Genomic DNA, 18,548 nt, shown 5'->3' on the forward strand with positions numbered 1-18,548 from the left:
ACCTCCCGACACACATCATGAGATCGGCGCTACATCCACGGACACCGAAATAGTGCTCTCCTCCGCCTCGGTGTAGATGACGCCACGCAGCGGCGGCACATCGGCGTAGTCGCGACCCCAGGCCACCGTCGCGTAGCGCTCGTCGACGAGTTGGTCGTTGGTCGGGTCGAACGCGAGCCACTTGTCCTCGGGGGTCCACACCGCGGCCCACGCGTGGGTGGCGTCGACGCCGATCATTCTTTCCTTGCCCGGGGGTGGTTCGGTCGCGAGGTAGCCGGAGACGTACCGCGCTGCCAGTCCCTTCGACCGTAAGCACGCGATCGCCAGCCGCGCGAAGTCCTGACACACTCCCGATCGGGCTTCCAGCACGTCGTCCACCTTGGTCGAGACGGTCGTCGACCCCGACTGATAGGTGAAGTCCGTGAAGATGCGATGCGTCAAATCCACGACGACATCCCGCAGCGGACGACCCGGTGCGAAACTGGCGGCGGCGTAGTCGACGACTGCGTCGGTGATCTCGGGTGAGACGAGATCGAGAACGAATTCGACCGCTGCCGCCCGGCTACCGTTGGCTGTGTAGTCACCCGGCGCCTGCGGTCTTGCCACTTCCCACGGTGTGTTGGCGCCCAGGAGTCGATCTGCCTCGTTCGGTGCATCGACTTCGACGACCGAGTCCGCGGTGACGACGAGCTTCTCGTGGTCTGTGTTGACATGGAAATAGACGTCCTCGTTGCCGTAGACGTCCACCCCGAAGGACTGATCGGTCGGTGCCGGTTCGACATCCACCGACTTGTCGAGGCATCGCTGGCCGTCGAACTCGCGCGGCGCGAGGAACCCGCGGCCGTAGGACGAGGTCACTCGATCCGAGTAGGTGTAGGTGGTGATGTGCCGAATGCGATAGCGCCTGCTCATGCCCGGCCACCGTTCTGCGTCCCGTTACGTTGCTTCTGCCGCCTGCCGACCGTGCCCCACAGTGGTTGTGTACCGCCTGGCAGGACCATATGCGTGGCGAGAACGACGCGGGAGAGCTCCTCGAGTTGTCGGTGAATACCGTCGACCAGTTCGATCAGTTCGACGCGCCTGCCGGAGGCGTCGACCGATTCCAGGTCACCTGGGTCGACGCGCCGCAGCCGAACTGCGATCTGCTCGACGAGTTTCTCACCGCGGGAGGTTCCCGACGCATCGGGCAGTGCACCGAGATCGTCCTTGATGCGGGTGAGCTGATAGACGAGTGAGCGCGGGTTGCCCTCGTCGAACAGCAGCAGTTGGGCGACTGCTGCAGGCCGGGCCCGACCGCGGTTGCGGCGACGGTAGATGACCGATGACTCGGCGGCCGACAGCACCGAATCGATGACTGCCTGTTCGGTCGACGGTGTCAGCGCGTGGCTGAGCGTTGCCGACAGCAGCGCGGTCAGTTGCAGACCTCGCTCGATCCGCCTGCCGCAGTCCATCAGATACCACCCTGGGTCGCGCACCATCGATTCCGCCGCGAGACCGGACAGCGACAGAAGTCCTCGCAGCACGGCCGACTGAGTCGCGGCGAGTTGCGCGCCGTCGGCGGCACTGGAGCCCGACAATTCGTCCAACGCAGTATCGATACGGCTCAGAACTGCCCAGGTGTCGTTGGAGAGCTGGTCGCGAACGCCCCGGGCAGCCTGTTGAAGTCGATCCACGGACTGCGCAACCGATCCGAGGCGGTCTATCGAGAGTGTCAGCGATCGGAACTCGGTCACCGCATCGGCCCTGGTGTCCTCGACCAGGAACCCCGGTCCCGCGCCCGAGACGCGAGTCACGGCCTCGAGGAGAATCGGGAGACTGTCGCTGCCGTCGAGCCACGGCATAGAACGGTAGTCCTGGTGTCGCTCGCGCGCGGCGATGAGAAGACGAGTCATGTCCTCGGCACGTTCGCTGTAGCGACCGAACCAGAACAGGTCTCCGAGTACACGAGGAGAACTGACCACGTCGACGTTCGACGCCGCCGCGTAGTGCGGCAGCTCCTCGGCGGATGCAGGCGGCGTATGCGGAGCCGAATCCGCAGGAGTAACCCGTTCCGCCGAACGTACCCACACGTCTTTCGACGCGACCGTGATCAACGGCTCGGCAACCGGTGATGTGACGAGCACCTGCCCCAGCCCACCGTTCATCGGCATGTATCCCGCGCGCTGAGCGACGCTGAACAGCCTGATTCCCACCTCGGCAGCACCCATGGTGCCGCCGAATCCAGACCCCGCCGGTGCGACGGAGAACTCGGGCACCTCCTGTCCGACCCACGTCCACGGTTGCGCTCGAAGACGTCCGGCAAACGCGTCCGCAGCTGCGTTGTCCAGGTCGTGTCCCACAACGGTCTCGCGAGTGGTGACCGATCGGAACACGAGTGATCTCATTCGCGAAACCAGCCGAGACACCCCGTGCGGTTCCCCACCCCAGGTCGCAGGTGTCGATTCCAGAAGCAGATCCTCGTCGAGAAGCGCCCGACACAGCGCCGGTAGCAGCGGCGGAAGCGCAGGGCTTTCGAGGACTCCGCTGCCGAGGGTGTTGACCACGCTGACCGCGCCGCGTCGCAGAACCTCCACCAGACCTACGACCCCCAACCTGGAGTCCGGTCGCAGGTCGAGTGGATCGGTGAATTCGGCGTCGACTCGACGGAGAACGACGTCCACACGACGAAGCTTGCCGAGCGATCGCATCCACAGGCAGCCGTCGCGAACGACCAGATCTGCGTTCTCCACGAGGGGAAAGCCGAGAACGGTCGCAAGGTAGGCCTGATCGAAGGCGGTCTCGGAGTGAGATCCAGGGCTGAGCACGACAACGACAGGATCCTCGGCCGCAGCCGGAGCCGCATCGATCAGTGCCAGTCGCACTGCGCGTGCGAACGTCGACAGTGGCCGCGGGTTGGTGTCCTGGAACAGCTCCGGAGTTGCTCGCGACATCACCCGTCGATCCGCGAGGGCATATCCGATACCCGATGGTGCCTGAGTCCGGTCCGCGACGACGCGAAAACGACCGTCGGCACCTCGACCCACGTCGGCAGCATGGATGAACAGCTGCCGCGGCCCAGGAATGGTGATGCCGTGCGCCTCACGGATGTAACCGGGATCGCCGAACACCAGAGCCGGCGGGATCAAGCCTTTCGCAACAGTGTTCATCGGCCCGTACAGGTCTGTCAGCAGGGCGTCCAGCAGCCTGGAACGTTGCACGAGACCTGGTTCGAGAGCGTCCCAATCGTCGGCACCGAGAACCAGTGGAATCCCATCGAGGCCCCACCGCACCGGGGCGGGGACACTGTCCGAGCCGTCTGCCGGGATCGGGTTGTAGGTAATTCCGTGATCATCGACGAGGCCGCGTACTCGCGACTGCAGAGCACGCTCGCCGCCTCGCCCCGACTTTTCGAGGCCGGCGACCAGCTCCGCCCAGTGCGGGCGGACGGAACCGTCGGCGGCGAGCAGCTCGTCGTGACGGCGGCCGCCACCGGGGAGGGCCCCAGTTCGATTGCGATACGAGGCAAGCGCATCCACGGGCCTCTGCTGAGACGTCACGGAGTCACCTCCCCCGGCGGCCGTGCCGTAGTCCATCGCATCCACGGGCACCATCGAGTCGTCATTCCTTCCGTCGGGCGACTGACGACTGCTACCGGTCACCGAACGGTGGTTTCACGGAAGTAGCCGGTGGTCGTCACCGTGTCCGACTCGTTGTTCGATCGCGCCACCACTACCTGGCGTACACACCCGTGCGCCGAAGGTCCAACATTCCGGGAGCCGTGACGTCGATCGATTGTCGAGCATGCATCTCGAGCAATCTTGCTACGTCCACTTTGCCGGAGGTGAACCCACCCTCCTCGAACCGACCGTTGCGGCGCGCTTCGGCCTCCACCGAATTCACGGGAGGACCGTCGTAGGACCTGCCGCCAGGGTGAACCACATGGTAGCTGCAGCCTCCGACGGCGCGACCGGTCTGCTTCTCTATGAGGTCGAATCGAAGCGGTGATTGGACTTCGATGGTCGGATGCAACGCGCTCGGCGGCTGCCAGGCGCGGTATCTGACACCTGCCACCTGGACGTCCTGACGATCGGTCCGAAGCATGGGCACGGGCACACCGTTACAAGTCACCAGGTAGCGCCCCTCATCCGCACCGGCGATCTTCACCTGAATTCGCTCCACGGACGAGTCGACGTAGCGTGCAGTTCCCGAGGACGTGGATTCCTCACCGAGCGTGTTCCACGGCTCGATGGCGCCGCGCAGCTCGAGCTCGGCGTCGCCGATCACGCTGGTGCCGATTCGTGGAAACCGGAACTCGGTGAACGGGTCCAGCCAGCTGGTGTCGAACTCGATGCCGTGCTCGCGAAGATCCTCCGCGACCCGGCCGATGTCGCCTATGACGAAGTGCGGCAACATGTACCGGCCGTGCAGGTTGGCACCGTGGCGGATCAAAGGCGCCTTCAGCGGGGTGTCCCAGAACCTCGACACCAGCGATCGAACGAGAAGCGACTGCACCATGGCCATCTGGTGGTGCGGTGGCATCTCGAATCCTCGGAGTTCGAGCAATCCGAGTCTGCCGCGCGTGCTGTCGGGACTGTAGAGCTTGTCGACGCAGAATTCGGCGCGGTGGGTGTTTCCGGTGATGTCGGTGAGCAGGTGACGCAAAGCTCGATCCACCACCCACGGCGACGCCGTACGGTCCGACGCGGTGAGGCGCTCGATCTCGCTGAACGCGACCTCGAGCTCGTAAAGAGCCTCTTCGCGTCCCTCGTCGGCTCGGGGTGCCTGGGAGGTGGTGCCGATGAAGCGACCCGAGAAAAGGTACGACAGCGATGGGTGTCTCTGCCAGTGCGTCAGCAACGACACGAGCAGGTCCGGGCGACGGAGGACGGGCGAATCGGACGGCGTGATACCGCCGAGCGTGATGTGGTTGCCACCACCGGTTCCCCGAGTCGTGCCGTCGTTGTCGAAGCCCTCGGTGCTCAATCGTGACAGCCGGGCCTCGCGATACAGAGTCTCCATCAGGTCGTTCTGCTCGGCCCACGACGACGACGGTTGCACGTTGACTTCGATGACACCCGGATCCGGTGTGACGGTCAGGGTCTGGATTCGCGGATCCGATGGCGGTCCATACCCTTCGATGACAACTGGAGTGTCGATCGCCGAGGCAGCGTTCTCGACGCGCTCTACCAGTTCGAGGAAGTCTTCCAGACGGTTCATCGGCGGCATGAACACATGGAGTATTCCGTCACGGACCTCGGACACGAGGGCCGTGACGTCGTGTCCGCCGACCGATCCTGCTGCAGCGGCATTGGATTCGACCAGACGTGCGTGACGCGCCTCCACGGGATCCACCGGCCGTGGCGGCCGCTGCGTCATCTGCCGGTTCGGCAGAGGTTCCTTCGGCGCGGTCGGATCTGCCGGGTTCTCCGGCGGACCACCCGTCCAGGAGATCGCGTTCAGTGGTAGCCGAAGACCTGCAGGCGAGTCTCCTTCCAGCAGAACGATTCGACCACGACGGAGCGTCCAGTCGGCGCTCTGCCAACCACTGCCGTCCGGCGTTCGACTGATCGGAAGCACGAACGCCGCCGGTTCGTCGGTCGTGGAGTCGAGTTTGGCCAACAGCGCCGCCCGCGCTTCCGCCGAGTCCGATCCCGGTTCGAGGTCGTCACCGTCGGAAGGTGGGTCACCGTACGGTTGCCGAACGAGATCGAGGAGACGTACCAGTGGATCCTCGAATGCCGGCCGCGCCTGTTCTACCGGGAGACCGAGCCCTTCGACCAACTTCTCCACCAGAGCGCGGGACGACGAGGGATCGACGGCGGCGGGTCGCTCGTCCTCTGCCAACCAGGGATCGGCGATCAGATCCGAGTCGCGCCACAGTGATTCGCCGTCGGTGCGCCAGAACAATCCGACCTGCCACCGCGGCAGCGGCTCACCCGGATACCACTTGCCTTGGCTGCGTTGAACGAGCCCGTCGGGTGCGTAGATCGTTCGCAGTCGCTCCGCAAGTGCCGACGCCAGCAGCCGCTTGTGCGGGCCGTCGGCCGTGGTGTTCCACTCGGGTGCGTCCTGGTTCTCGATCGCAACGAAGGTCGGCTCACCGCCGACCGTCAATCGGATGTCCTGCGCGTCCATTCGATCGTCGAGAACGGCGGCTGTGGCCTTGATCGCCTCCCACTGCTCCTGTGTGTACGGAAGCGTTGTCCTGGGGTCCTCGTGGACCCGCACGACCGTGTTGGAAAAGTCGAGCTCGGCCTTGCACTTGCTCGTCGCACCGGAAATGGCTGCCGCCGTGGACGGATGCGGAGTCGCCGACAGCGGGATGTGGCCTTCACCGGCGAACAAACCGGACGTCGGATCCATGCCGACCCAACCCGCTCCCGGGAGATACACCTCGGTCCAGGCATGCAGATCGGTGAAGTCGGCAGCGGGTCCCGACGGTCCGTCGAGCGACTTGACATCCGACGCCAACTGCACCAGATAGCCGGACACGAATCGCGCGGCAAGCCCCATTTGCCGCAGTATCGACACCAGCAGCCAGGCCGAGTCGCGGCAGGATCCGACGGCGGTCGTCAAGGTGTGATCAGGGGTCTGAACACCGGGCTCCATCCGAACGGAGTAACCGACGTCACCCAGTACGGCCTGATTCGCCATGACCAGAAAGTCGATGGTGCGCAGCTTGTCTCCGCGTTCCCGGACTGCAGCCTCGAGTTTTTCGACCCACGCGGATACGACCGGCCCCGGCCCGGTGCCCTCGTCGCCTTCGTCCACCGGACGCAGATACGGCTCCAGATCCGGAAGGTCGGCCTTCTCGTACGCGAAACCGAAGTGTTCGGCCCAGTCCTCGACGAAGAAATCCAAGGGATTGATGACGGCCATGTCTGCTACGAGACCGACGGTGATGGACATGTGATCCGTACGTTCCGGGAACACCACACGCGCCAGGAAGTTGCCGAAAACGTCCTGCTGCCAGTTGATGAAGTGCTCAGCAGGCTCGATTTTCAACGAGTAAGCGTCGATGGGTGTCCGCGAATGCGGTGCCGGCCGCAAACGGATCTCATGCGGATATACCTGAACCATGCGATCGAACGAATAGCTGGTCCGGTGTTCCAGCGCGACCTTGATGCCCACGGCGAGCCCCTAACAAAATCTCGAATGGGTAAGAACTACCAACCTTAGAGGCCACCTGCCGCTACCGCTCGGCGAGAAATGTGTCCGAAACGTGCACCGATGTGAGCCGTGTAGCGCTTGACACACTCTTCCCGGTGCGGTTCGCTCAGCGAGAAATCGACAAATTGACCAAAGCACGTCAACTTTCCAGCCAAGGGGAATTTCGTGAGCGAGCAACCACCCACCGGACCGCGGTACGGCGATGGACCCGAACCCGACCCAAGCGGACAGCCGCAGACTCCCCCGCCAGCCGGCGGATACCCGCCACCCGGTGGTTACCCGCCACCCGGAGGAACACCTCCTCCTGGGAACTACCCACCCCAGGGCGGCAACTACCCACCACCTCCCGGGAACTACCCACCGCAAGGTGGTAATTACGGTCCTGCGGGTTACGGGGGTGCAGGGTTCGGGGCAGGCCTTCCGCCGACGCTGAGTGTCGGAGACGCAATCACCTTCGGTTGGAACAAATTCAAGGACAACGCTGGTGTCTGGGTCGGCATCGTCCTGATCGCCGCGGTGATTCAGATCGTCATCAACCTGATATTCGGCGGCTTCGGGGGTTCGACTTCGGACCTGTCCGAGACGTTCAGCCTGTGGCGAATCCTCGGCACGTTGATCGGTGCCATCGTCGGCTACCTCATCAACGCTGCGCTGATTCGGGGCGCGCTCCACGAGGTCGATGGAAACAAGCCCGCAATCGGGTCCTTTTTCCAGTTCGCGAACGTCGCGTCGATCGTCATCGCCAGCATCCTCGTCGCGATCATGGTGACGATCGGTTTCGTGCTCCTGATCATCCCCGGCATCATTCTGACGTTCCTGACCTGGTGGACGCTTCAATTCGTCATCGACCGCAATGAGGACGCGATCACAGCGATCAAGTCCAGCTTTCGGGCGATATCGTCGAACGCGGGTCCGTTGTTCGTTCTTGCCCTCGCACTCGTGGGCATCAACATCCTGGGAGCGATCCCGTGCGGCCTCGGGTTACTCGTGACGATTCCCATCACGATCATCGCCTCGACGTACGCCTACCGCATCGTGTCGCGCGCAGCCGGCGTCTGATTTCACGAAGCCACAACAGCCGACCCCGCGATCATCGCCGATCCGGGGTCGGCTTTCGTTGTCGTATGCCCCCAAATGCCCAAGACCAGACCAGCCGGTATGCCAACCGCAGCCTCACACCGTATGGTTCGTTGGCGCGAACGCAGTACCGAGAGTCGCGCGACCGATCCGAGCGAGAGGGAAATGTTGAACGACCACTCCAGCGGGGGCAGTGGCCACGACCCACAGCAGAACTCACCCGAACATCGACCTGAGCCGAATCCACCTGCGCCGGGCGCAGGTCCGCCTCAGGGGCCGTACGGACCACCAGCGGAGTACCCGTACCAACAGGGCGGTTATCCACCGCCGCCCGGCAACTACCCACCGCCGCCCGGCAACTACCCACCACCGCCCGGCAACTACCCACCACCGCCCGGCAACTACCCACCACAGGGCGGTTACCCGAGCTATCCGCAGGGATACAACCAGTTCCCGCCGGGACCCCAGCAGTACGGGTCCCAGCAGTACGGGAATCAGCCTGCGACGCTCAGTGTGGGCGCTGCGTTGACCTACGGGTGGAAGAAGTTCGTCGCCAACATCGGCGTATGGCTGGCGTTCATGGCGTTGTTCGGAGGACTGCTGGTCGCCTTCTACATCGTCGCGGTGGCAGTGGTGTTCACCACCATGCTGGCTGCCGAAAGCACCGAGGATTCGGCGTTCGCATCGGCCGCCGACGGCACCGGTTTTTCGGTCGGCACCATGGTGATGACCTCGATCGCAGGCATTCTCGGATTTCTGGCCAGTGCAGTTCTCATCCGTGGGGCGCTGCTCGAGCTCGACGGAGTCCGGCCCGGTTTCGGGGCGTTCTGGCGGCTTCCCAATGTCGGTCAGCTGGTCTTGTTCGGGATCGCCACCGCGGTGATCTCAGGCGTGGTCAACACCGTCGACCCGTTCGTATCCTTGGCATTCAGCCTGCTGTTGGGCATCGCGATTTGGTTCGCCGTGCAGTTCATCCTCGATCGCGGAATGTCGGCGTTGACATCGGTCGTCGCGAACATTCGGCTTCTCGGATCGAGCCCAGGACAATTGGCACTGCTCTATCTGGCGCTGGTCGGAATCAATCTGGTCGGCGCGGTCCTGTGCGGCATCGGGCTCATCTTCACCGTGCCGATGACCATGATCGCCACCACCTACGCGTACCGCGTTCTGACCGGCGGACCCGTTTCACCTGCAACCTGATTCGCTGAACTGGCCACTCGACACACGTCAGTGCCCCCGGAATCTTCGTCGATTCCGAGGGCACTGGTGTGCGTAGTTACTGATCCTCGGGTGCTGCCGGCTTGTCGTCCTTCTTCTCCGGCTTGGCATCGATACCGGATTCCTTGCGCTGCAACGGCGTGATCGGTGCTGGCGCGTCGGTCAACGGATCGACGCCCCCACCGGACTTCGGGAAGGCGATGACCTCACGAATGGAATCGACACCCGCCAGTAGCGCGGTGATGCGATCCCACCCGAACGCGATTCCGCCGTGCGGGGGCGCGCCGTAGCTGAAGGCGTCGAGCAGGAAGCCGAACTTCTCCTGTGCCTCCTCCTTGCCGATACCCATGATCGCGAACACACGTTCCTGAATGTCTTTGCGATGGATACGGATACTGCCGCCACCGATCTCGTTGCCGTTGCACACGATGTCGTATGCGTAGGCCAACGCAGAACCCGGATCGGTGTCGAACGTCTCCATCGACTCGGGCTTCGGCGAGGTGAAAGCGTGGTGCACAGCCGTCCACGCTCCCGAGCCGACTGCGACGTCGCCACTGGCGGTGGCGTCGGATGTCGGTTCGAAGAGCGGAGCGTCGACGACCCACACGAACGCCCACGCCTTCGGATCGATCAGGTCGAGCTTGCGAGCGATCTCGCCGCGTACCGCGCCGAGTAGAGCTCGCGACGCTTTGATCGGACCGGCGGAGAAGAAGATCGCGTCCCCGGGCTTCGCGCCGGCGTGCGCGGCGATGCCGTCCCGCTCGTTGTCGGTCAGGTTCTTCGCAACCGGGCCGCCGAGCGTTCCGTCCTCGCCGACAAGAACGTACGCCAGGCCCTTGTGTCCACGCTGCTTGGCGAACTCCTGCCACTTGTCGAGCTGCTTACGCGGCTGCGACGCGCCGCCGGGCATGACGACCGCACCGACGTACGGCGCCTGGAATACCCGGAACTCGGTATCGGAGAAGAAGTCCGTGCATTCCACCAGCTCGATGTCGAACCGAAGGTCCGGCTTGTCCGAGCCGTATCGACGCATGGCCTCGGCGTAGGTGATGCGGGGAATCGATGTCCTGAACTCGTGACCGACGAGCTTCCACACGGCGGCGAGAATTTCTTCGGCGAGCAGGATGACGTCGTCCTGCGTCACGAAGCTCATCTCGACATCGAGCTGAGTGAACTCGGGCTGCCGGTCCGCGCGGAAATCCTCGTCGCGGTAGCAGCGAGCGATCTGGTAGTACCGCTCGATCCCGCCGACCATCAGCAGCTGTTTGAACAGCTGCGGGCTCTGCGGCAGAGCATAGAAGCTGCCTGGCTGCAGGCGCGCCGGCACCAGGAAGTCGCGTGCACCCTCGGGCGTCGACCGCGTCAATGTCGGCGTTTCGACCTCGATGAACTCGTGATGGGCGAGCACACTACGTGCGGCTGCGTTGACGTGCGAACGAAGCCGAATCGCATGCCCTGGGCCCTCACGACGAAGATCGAGGTATCGGTACTTCAAACGAGCTTCTTCACCCGGCTGATCGTCGAGCTGGAACGGCAGGGGCGCGCTCTCGGAAAGGACCTCGATGTCTGAGGCGTCGACCTCGATCGCGCCGGTCGGGATCTCGTAATTCTGATTGCCGTCGGGACGCTGACACACCGTGCCGGTGACCTTCACGACGTATTCGGCGCGCAGGCGGTGTGCCTTCTCGGCCACCTCACCCTCACGGAACACGACCTGCGAGACGCCGGATGCGTCCCGTAGATCGATGAAGATAACTCCGCCGTGATCGCGGCGACGCGCAACCCAACCCGTCAAGGTAACTGTTCGGTCGACGTGCTCGGATCGAAGTGAGCCGGCGAGGTGGGTGCGCAGCACTGGTTTCCTTTCACAAAATGCCAAAAAGCGTGTTCGTCGGTCACCGATCCTACGGAGGCGGTATCGAGACCGTAAACGCGATCCCACCACGGCATGGGAAGCTGCTACTCGACAGACGTCGAGCGGGCCTCGGATCTCGCGCCGGGCCACGTTCCCTTGGAAGGAAAACGAGACATGACGTTCAGAGAAGGCGCTCGGATGCAGCCCGGCAGAGTCTCGGTCGGGGGAAGCGGCGGCGGCAAAGGCGGCAAGATCGCGCTGGGCGGCGGCGCCGGTGGACTCGTCATTCTGGTCCTGGCCCTGCTGTTCGGCGGAGACCCCGGGTCCATCCTCGGACAACTGAGCGGCAGCACCGACAACAGCGGCCAGTACGACTCGGGGACCGGCACCCTGGAGAACTGCGAGACGGGCGCGCAGGCCAACGCCCAGGTCGACTGCCGCGTCAACTTCACCGTCGGCAGCCTCGACACCGTCTGGGAGTCCGAACTCGGTCCGCAGACAGGCGTCGCCTACGTTCAGCCCGAGGTGAGACTGTTCAGCGGATCGATCAGCACCGGCTGCGGGAACGCCACCAGTGCCGTGGGCCCCTTCTACTGTCCCGCAGATTCCACCGCCTACTTCGACACGAGCTTCTTCCAGGTTCTCGTCGACCGATTCGGTTCGAGCGGCGGTCCACTCGCACAGGAGTACGTCGTCGCCCATGAGGTCGGCCATCACATCCAGAATCAGCTCGGTGACATCGGGCGCGCTCAGGCCGACCCACAGGGCGCCGAATCGGGTGCTGTACGAGTCGAACTGCAGGCCGATTGCTACGCAGGTATCTGGGCGCATCACGCCGCGGTGATACCGGACCCGAATACGGGCGAGCCGTTTCTCGAACCCCTCACCGACACCGATATCCGTGACGCTCTCTCTGCCGCATCCTCGGTGGGCGACGACCGGATTCAGCAGGCGTCGAGCGGCAGAGTCAATCCCGAAGGATGGACCCATGGGTCTTCGGATCAGCGTCAGGCATGGTTCCTCACCGGCTACCGAACCGGCCAGGTGTCGGCCTGCGACACGTTCTCAGCCCGGAATCTCGACAGCCCTCCTGCCCTCCCCCGGTAGCCGGTCTCAGAACAGGGTCAGTCCCTAGAACAGCGTCAAAGCGGGGTCTCGGTCCCGGTCGGCCACTTCCGGCTCGGCCGGCACGTTCTCGGGCATCGACCTGAGATCGTCGACGCCGTAGCCGTGCCTCTCCAGCAGCGGATCGATTCTCCCCCTCAGCCATGTTGTGTACTCGGGGGTGACGTAGGCGCCGTAGCCGTACAACTGCCGGTAGCGACGCACGAGTGCTGGATGGTTCTCCCCCAGCCACGACATGAACCAGTCCTTGGTCGACGAACGAAGATGCATGGGCATAGCGGACACCGAGGTGGCTCCTGCATCCGCTAGCGCCTCGAGTAAGCCGTCCAGCTGCCGTGCGCCGTCGGTGAGGAACGGGATGACCGGCGCCACGAGAACCCCGCACGGCAAACCTGCCTCACGGACGGCACGAATGAGGTCGAGGCGCGCACGCGGACTGGGGGTGCCAGGTTCGAGTTGCTTCTGCAGGTCGGGATCGTGGATGGCAAGGCTGATGCTGATGTGCACGTCGACCTGCCTGGCGGCGAGCGTCAGCAGAGGCAGATCACGTCGCAGCAGTGTCCCCTTGGTCAGTATCGAGAATGGGGTGCCCGACTCCGCCAAAGCGCGAATGATGCCGGGCATCAATCGATATCGCCCTTCCGCTCGCTGGTACGGATCAGTATTGGTGCCGAGTGCGACAGGTTCACGCTTCCAGGATTTGCGGGCGAGTTCTTTTCGAAGAACTGCCGCTATATTCGTCTTCACCACGATCTGAGAGTCGAAGTCCTTGCCTGCGTCCAGATCCAGGTACTCGTGAGTCGGGCGCGCGAAGCAATACCGACACGCATGTGAACACCCGCGAGCGGGATTGATGGTCCAACTGAACGGAAGCGACGTGTCGCTCGAGATCTTGTTGAGGGCGCTCTTGCACAGCACTTCGTGGAAGGTGATGCCCTCGAATTCCGGCGTTTGTACGCTGCGAACCAGACCCGAGCGCTCCAGGCCGGGCAGCGCGCCCTCGTCCGCGGCGTCGAGTGTCTGACCGGACCATCGCATACGCATAGTCGAACATCTGTTCTAGAACATGTCAAGGCGCGAGGATGAGCGCGCAGCGGACGCACGATAGCGTGTGGGCAGAGTCCGAACTTCCAAGGAGACCTCCCACGTGACTGCCCCCATCGCGCCCACCCTCGAACCGATACTGCGACTCGGACTCACCCTCGGTGTCCCTATCGATGTCGGAACCGTTCCTGCAGGCGAACGCGTGGTGACACCGATTCTCGGCGGCGCAGCACCGGGCCCCGACATCGAGGGCACACTGGCCGGATCGTCGTCCGTAGTGGGAATCACGCGTCCCGACGGATGCACCGAGTTCACCACCGAGCTGACTCTGGAACTCGCTGACGGGGGCTATCTTTCGCTGACGTACCGAGGCTTTCAGTTCGGCCCGGCGGACGTCATCGAGTCTCTGAGTGGGACCGAGGAAGTCGACCCGGCCACCTATTACTTTCGAGGCACCCTCGACATCTCGACGTCAGCACCCCGGTTCACGTATCTCAATCGCGCACTCGTGGTGACCTCGGGATCGAGATCCGCACAGGCCGTCGTGATCGACGCATTCCTGGTGACATGAACCGCTAGCTCGTCAGGCCCGCGACTTCACGATCGGTCAACGTGGCCAAAGGTGTTCGTCCCGCTTCTCGCACCAATTGGACGGCGCGGTAGAGCGGACGCTCGTCGAGGCCGGCATCCCGAGCCTCGGCCTTGAGCTGATCCACTAACACCGATGCGACTGCGGCGGCGGGCACGAGCTCGCTGGTCCAGAGGGCGTCGGCAAGTTTGCGAAGCGACAGGATGGGCAACTCGCGGCCGCCGCCCTTGGTGTACAGCGCGAGTGCGATGGTCGCCTTCGCGCTTCCGTCGTACAGTCGCAGCGAGATCTGGTCGATTCTCGCCGTGCGGATCTGCACCTCGGCGGACACCAGCCCGGCAACCGAAAGATGCGTGGTCCGAAATCCGCCGCGAACATGTATCTTGTTGTCACTCAACCACGTTCGACGCCTCAGCCCGATCCACGCGGAACCTGCCGTCGGCACGGCGACGACGACGCCGAGAACGACGCCGACTGCCACGGGCAGGAACACGCTTGCAATCGCTGCGATTATTACACCGACAACGACTGCCCCGATCGCAACTTTCTTCAATCGCGGTGCGATCAGCTCGACCGGAACGAGATCGAGTTCGACACGCTCTCCAGCGGAACCATCAGCCGGCAAGGTTCACCTCCAGGTGCGACACGACCTCCGCCAGCGGGACCTCACGCTGCTCCCCCGTCGACAATTCCTTGACGACGACCACTTCGTCGGCAATCTCCTTGTCTCCGAGCACGAGTGCGAATCGGGCACCCGAACGATCGGCAGCCTTCATCGCACCCTTGACGCCACGGTTCCCGTAGGCCATGTCGACACTGATTCCCTTGGCCCGCAGCGCCCCGGCGATCGCGACGATTCTCGACTTCGCATCGCTTCCCAGTGGCACCCCGAACACGGAGCACCGAGCGCTCGTTCCTGCGGACTTGCCTTCCGCCGCCAGCGCCAGCATCGTGCGGTCCACACCGAGCCCGAAGCCGATGCCGGACAGCTCCTGGCCACCCAGCTGGGCCATCAACCCGTCGTACCGTCCTCCGCCGCCGATACCGGACTGAGCGCCGAGACCGTCGTGCACGAACTCGAAGGTCGTCTTGGTGTAGTAGTCGAGGCCGCGCACCATCCGCGGATTCACGACGTACGGAACTCGCAGCGCATCGAGGTGACCGATCACCTCGTCGAAGTGCGCTTTCGCCGTCTCCGACAGGTGGTCCAGCATGAGCGGGGCATCCGCCGTCATCTCGCGCACCTCGGGACGCTTGTCGTCGAGGACACGTAGCGGGTTGATCTCGGCGCGCGTACGTGTCTCCGGGTCCAGCGGCAGGGCGAACAAGAAATCCTGGAGGAGTTGGCGGTACTGCGGCCGACAGGTGTCGTCACCTAGGGAGGTGATCTCGAGCCGGAAGTCGCTCAGCCCGAGACTTCGAAAGCCTGTGTCTGCGATTGCCACCACTTCCGCGTCGAGCGCGGGATCGTCGACGCCGATAGCCTCGACACCCACTTGCTGAAGTTGACGGTAGCGGCCCGCTTGTGGCCGCTCGTAGCGGAAGAACGGGCCCGCGTACGCGAGTTTGACCGGGAGCGCACCACGGTCGAGCCCATGCTCGATCACGGCGCGCATGACGCCTGCAGTGCCCTCGGGGCGAAGCGTCACCGACCGGTCGCCACGATCAGCGAAGGTGTACATCTCCTTGCTGACCACATCCGTCGACTCGCCCACACCGCGAGCGAACAGACCGGTGTCCTCGAAGATCGGAAGCTCGATGTGGCCGTATCCCGCATTGCGGGCAGCGGCCAGAAGTCCTTCGCGGACGGCGACGAACTCCGCCGAGTTCGGCGGAACGTAATCGGGAATGCCTTTGGGCGCAGAAAATGTACTCAGCTTGCTCACAGTCACAGCTTTCCCTGTTCGGTACCCGAGAGTCCAACGAGAAAGGGATTCGATGCACGTTCCTGGCCGATGGTGCTTTGGCCGCCGTGACCGGGCAGGATGACCGTGTCGTCGGCGAGCGGCAGCAGTGAGTCCGCGATGGAACGCAGCAGTTGCTCGTGGTTCCCACCGGGCAAGTCGGTGCGTCCGATCGAGCCTGCGAACAAGGTGTCCCCGGTCAACGCCACTGCCAGTGTCCCGTCCGGAGTGTCGACATCGACGGTGAACACCACCGAACCCTGGGTGTGCCCAGGTGTGTGTACGACGTCGAATGTGATGCCGGCGAGGTCGAGCGAAGAACCGGCGACCAACTCCGCGACGTCGTCGGGCTCGTTGAACTCGGTGTCGCCCAACAGTGCGGCCAAAGCCGGTCCCGTGCCCCGAATCGGGTCGGACAACATGTATCGGTCCTCCGCGTGAATGTATGCGGGGATACCGAACTTTTCGCATACCGGCGCCACCGACCATGTGTGGTCGAGGTGTCCGTGGGTGAGTAGAACCGCGACCGGTGTGACACCGGACTCGTTCAAGAACCGAAAGAGTGGCTCGGTCGCGTCCTGCCCCGGATCGACCACCACACACTCGTCCGCGCCATCGTGAGCAAGCACGTAGCAGTTGGTCTGGAACATTCCCGCCGGGAATCCGGTGACGAGCACAGCAGTAGCTCCTAATTCGGTACGGCAAGGTCATCGACAGAGTAGTTGCATGGTGTTCACCGGTACGTCGCCAGTGTCCGGACGGGCGCCGAAGGCCGATGCCCGTCAGAATGCTCTCAGGATGTAATGGCACACTCACTCACGGTCGGTTCCGGCTCGCCGACCGGCGCAGCGGCGATCAACGAGTCGGTGAACGTCACAAGCGGGAGGACACGTCAATTGCCCAGCAACGAGCAGCGGCGCGAGGCGGCGAAGCGAAAACTCGAGCGACAACTCGAACGTCGAGCCGAGCGAGCGAAGAAGCGCAAACAGCTGACCATCGCCGGATCCGTGTTGGGTCTCGTCGTCGTAGTCGGCGCCGTTGCAGTGGTCTTCGCCCTCACTCGCGGCAGTGACGAACCGGAGACGACGGCATCCGAGACGCCGAGCGGTGACACTCTGATCGCCGACGGTCGCGCCGAGCCTCTACCGGAAACGGTCGACTGCGCATACCCGGCATCCGCTCAGCCTGCCTCGAAGGAGAACACCCCTCCGCGCACCGACGCGATCCCGACGAGCGACGAGGCTTTGAGCTACAGCATGGCGACGTCCCAGGGCAACATCGGGCTCACGCTGAACAACCCACAGTCGCCGTGCACCGTGAACAGCTTCGTCTCGCTGGCCAACCAGGGCTACTTCGACGGCACCACCTGTCATCGAATGACGACCGGCGCCGGGTTGCAGGTTCTCCAATGCGGCGATCCTGCAGGAACGGGCATGGGTGGTCCGGGCTACCAATTCGCCGACGAATTCCCGGCCGATCAGTTCGCCGAAGGCGACCCTGCTGCCGATGAGCCGATCTCCTACCCCCGCGGCACCATTGCGATGGCCAATGCGGGGCCTGGGACGAACGGGAGTCAGTTCTTCCTCGTCTACGGCGACTCGACTCTGCCCCCGGCGTACACGGTGTTCGGCACCATCGACGAGACAGGACTCGAAACCTTGGACAAGGTTGCTGCAGGCGGCGTCGAAGGCGGCGCATCGGACGGCAAGCCTGCCCTCCCGGTGGACATCACCAACATGGTGAGCGACTTCTGATGCGGACCACAACACTGCTCGCAGCGGCAGGAGCCGCAGTCTTCCTCGTCGCCGGCTGTTCTTCCACCGCGTCGGACACTGCGACGACAAGTACTACACAGTCCACGACCAGCGCGGCGCCGACCACGACGCAGCCGCCGCTCGATATGAGCCAGTTCGGTGTCCTCCCACCGGTTCCCGAACCCGACGCATCGTCCACGACGTGTGAGTACCTGGAGGCCACGCCCGCGATCAGGGACAACACAGCGCCTGCAAACGACGGCGTGTCGACGGTCGGAACGGTCGACGTGGCAATCACGACCAGCCAGGGTCCGATCGGACTGACGCTCGATCGGGCCGAGGCCCCGTGCACAGTCAACAGTTTCACCTCGCTCGCATCGCAGGGCTACTTCGACGACACGATCTGCCACCGTCTGACCACCACCGAGGGCCTCGAGGTTCTTCAGTGCGGCGATCCGTCCGGCCAGGGCAATCGCGGTCCGGGATACGAATTCGCGAACGAGTACCCGACCACTGCATATCCCGTCGGCGATCCCGCGGCATCCGACCCGGTCGTCTACCCACGCGGCACCGTCGCGATGGCCAACGCCGGACCGGACACGAACGGCAGTCAGTTCTTCCTGGTCTACGAGGACTCGGTGCTCCCACCGCAGTACACGGTGTTCGGCACGATCGACGATGCGGGCTTGGCGACCCTCGACGCCGTCGCCGCGGCCGGTGTATCGACACCGGGCAACGATGGACCGCCGAACGCGGAGGTCACACTCCAGAGCGTCGCGACGACGTAACGGCTACACCGTAGTGGGGGGGGGGGGGGGGGGGGGGGGGGGGGG

Annotated in this window: 14 protein-coding genes; 6 read left to right on the top strand and 8 right to left on the bottom strand. The window is 64.1% G+C overall.

The window, feature by feature from the left end; all coding sequences use genetic code 11:
- Positions 1–15 precede the first annotated feature (15 nt).
- The 3 genes from ACODSO_RS26835 to ACODSO_RS26845 all read right to left on the bottom strand — a co-directional run bounded on the left by ACODSO_RS26835 (position 16) and on the right by ACODSO_RS26845 (position 7,110).
- Positions 16–912 (bottom strand): transglutaminase family protein, encoded by an 897-nt coding sequence (locus ACODSO_RS26835; protein ID WP_489039689.1) that lies wholly within the window; start codon positions 910–912, stop codon positions 16–18.
- Positions 909–3,590, bottom strand: coding sequence for a circularly permuted type 2 ATP-grasp protein (locus ACODSO_RS26840; RefSeq protein ID WP_489039691.1), 2,682 nt, complete (start codon positions 3,588–3,590; stop codon positions 909–911). The genes ACODSO_RS26835 and ACODSO_RS26840 overlap by 4 nt, the downstream gene beginning before the upstream one ends.
- Before the next feature lie 118 nt (positions 3,591–3,708).
- Positions 3,709–7,110 (bottom strand): transglutaminase family protein, encoded by a 3,402-nt coding sequence (locus ACODSO_RS26845; protein ID WP_068376072.1) that lies wholly within the window; start codon positions 7,108–7,110, stop codon positions 3,709–3,711.
- Positions 7,111–7,314: 204 nt separating this feature from the next.
- Between ACODSO_RS26845 and ACODSO_RS26850 the strand changes: the two genes are divergently transcribed.
- Positions 7,315–8,208: a DUF2189 domain-containing protein gene (locus tag ACODSO_RS26850; protein WP_489039693.1), complete on the top strand. Its 894-nt coding sequence runs from the start codon at positions 7,315–7,317 to the stop codon at positions 8,206–8,208.
- Between the two features lie 183 nt (positions 8,209–8,391).
- Positions 8,392–9,426 carry a DUF2189 domain-containing protein gene (locus ACODSO_RS26855; RefSeq protein WP_489039695.1) on the top strand — a complete coding sequence of 345 codons (1,035 nt, stop codon included), beginning with the start codon at positions 8,392–8,394 and terminating at the stop codon, positions 9,424–9,426.
- A 76-nt stretch (positions 9,427–9,502) separates the two neighbouring features.
- On the opposite strand, the gene aspS is transcribed toward ACODSO_RS26855, so the two are convergent.
- Positions 9,503–11,299: an aspartate--tRNA ligase gene (gene aspS / locus ACODSO_RS26860; RefSeq protein ID WP_489039697.1), complete on the bottom strand. Its 1,797-nt coding sequence runs from the start codon at positions 11,297–11,299 to the stop codon at positions 9,503–9,505.
- Positions 11,300–11,473: 174 nt separating this feature from the next.
- On the opposite strand from aspS, the gene ypfJ reads away from it, so the two are divergent.
- Complete coding sequence (ypfJ, locus tag ACODSO_RS26865) at positions 11,474–12,406, top strand: KPN_02809 family neutral zinc metallopeptidase (protein ID WP_068376120.1); 933 nt, start codon at positions 11,474–11,476, stop codon at positions 12,404–12,406.
- Between the two features lie 24 nt (positions 12,407–12,430).
- Here ypfJ and ACODSO_RS26870 read toward each other — a convergent pair whose 3' ends face one another.
- Complete coding sequence (locus tag ACODSO_RS26870) at positions 12,431–13,462, bottom strand: Rv2578c family radical SAM protein (protein ID WP_489039699.1); 1,032 nt, start codon at positions 13,460–13,462, stop codon at positions 12,431–12,433.
- A 109-nt stretch (positions 13,463–13,571) separates the two neighbouring features.
- On the opposite strand from ACODSO_RS26870, the gene ACODSO_RS26875 reads away from it, so the two are divergent.
- Complete coding sequence (locus ACODSO_RS26875) at positions 13,572–14,039, top strand: DUF3237 family protein (RefSeq protein WP_489039701.1); 468 nt, start codon at positions 13,572–13,574, stop codon at positions 14,037–14,039.
- 4 nt (positions 14,040–14,043) lie between these two features.
- Here ACODSO_RS26875 and ACODSO_RS26880 read toward each other — a convergent pair whose 3' ends face one another.
- Genes ACODSO_RS26880 through ACODSO_RS26890 form a run of 3 tightly spaced genes read right to left on the bottom strand, consistent with a single transcriptional unit; the run spans position 14,044 to position 16,638 of the window.
- Positions 14,044–14,682 (bottom strand): hypothetical protein, encoded by a 639-nt coding sequence (locus ACODSO_RS26880; protein WP_489039703.1) that lies wholly within the window; start codon positions 14,680–14,682, stop codon positions 14,044–14,046.
- Positions 14,672–15,943 carry a histidine--tRNA ligase gene (hisS, locus tag ACODSO_RS26885; protein WP_489039705.1) on the bottom strand — a complete coding sequence of 424 codons (1,272 nt, stop codon included), beginning with the start codon at positions 15,941–15,943 and terminating at the stop codon, positions 14,672–14,674. The genes ACODSO_RS26880 and hisS overlap by 11 nt, the downstream gene beginning before the upstream one ends.
- A 2-nt stretch (positions 15,944–15,945) precedes the next feature.
- The gene (locus ACODSO_RS26890) at positions 15,946–16,638 is read right to left on the bottom strand and encodes an MBL fold metallo-hydrolase (protein WP_489039707.1); all 693 of its coding nucleotides are present in this window, start codon (positions 16,636–16,638) and stop codon (positions 15,946–15,948) included.
- A 219-nt stretch (positions 16,639–16,857) separates the two neighbouring features.
- Here ACODSO_RS26890 and ACODSO_RS26895 point away from each other — a divergent pair, with 219 nt between their 5' ends.
- Together ACODSO_RS26895 and ACODSO_RS26900 are read left to right on the top strand one after the other, a co-directional pair.
- Complete coding sequence (locus tag ACODSO_RS26895) at positions 16,858–17,715, top strand: peptidylprolyl isomerase (protein ID WP_489039711.1); 858 nt, start codon at positions 16,858–16,860, stop codon at positions 17,713–17,715.
- Positions 17,715–18,503, top strand: a complete 789-nt coding sequence (locus ACODSO_RS26900) for a peptidylprolyl isomerase (protein WP_489039709.1) — start codon at positions 17,715–17,717, stop codon at positions 18,501–18,503. Before ACODSO_RS26895 ends, ACODSO_RS26900 begins: the two co-directional genes overlap by 1 nt.
- Positions 18,504–18,548: the final 45 nt, after the last annotated feature.

The sequence above is a fragment of the Rhodococcus sp. FG69 genome (genome assembly GCF_057808915.1).

Coding starts and splice junctions, on each gene's coding strand:
- ACODSO_RS26835 (WP_489039689.1), bottom strand. CDS start 912: ATGAGCAGGCGCTATCGCATTCGGCACATCACCACCTACACCTACTCG.
- ACODSO_RS26840 (WP_489039691.1), bottom strand. CDS start 3,590: ATGGTGCCCGTGGATGCGATGGACTACGGCACGGCCGCCGGGGGAGGT.
- ACODSO_RS26855 (WP_489039695.1), top strand. CDS start 8,392: ATGTTGAACGACCACTCCAGCGGGGGCAGTGGCCACGACCCACAGCAG.
- ypfJ (WP_068376120.1), top strand. CDS start 11,474: ATGACGTTCAGAGAAGGCGCTCGGATGCAGCCCGGCAGAGTCTCGGTC.
- ACODSO_RS26870 (WP_489039699.1), bottom strand. CDS start 13,462: ATGCGATGGTCCGGTCAGACACTCGACGCCGCGGACGAGGGCGCGCTG.
- ACODSO_RS26900 (WP_489039709.1), top strand. CDS start 17,715: ATGCGGACCACAACACTGCTCGCAGCGGCAGGAGCCGCAGTCTTCCTC.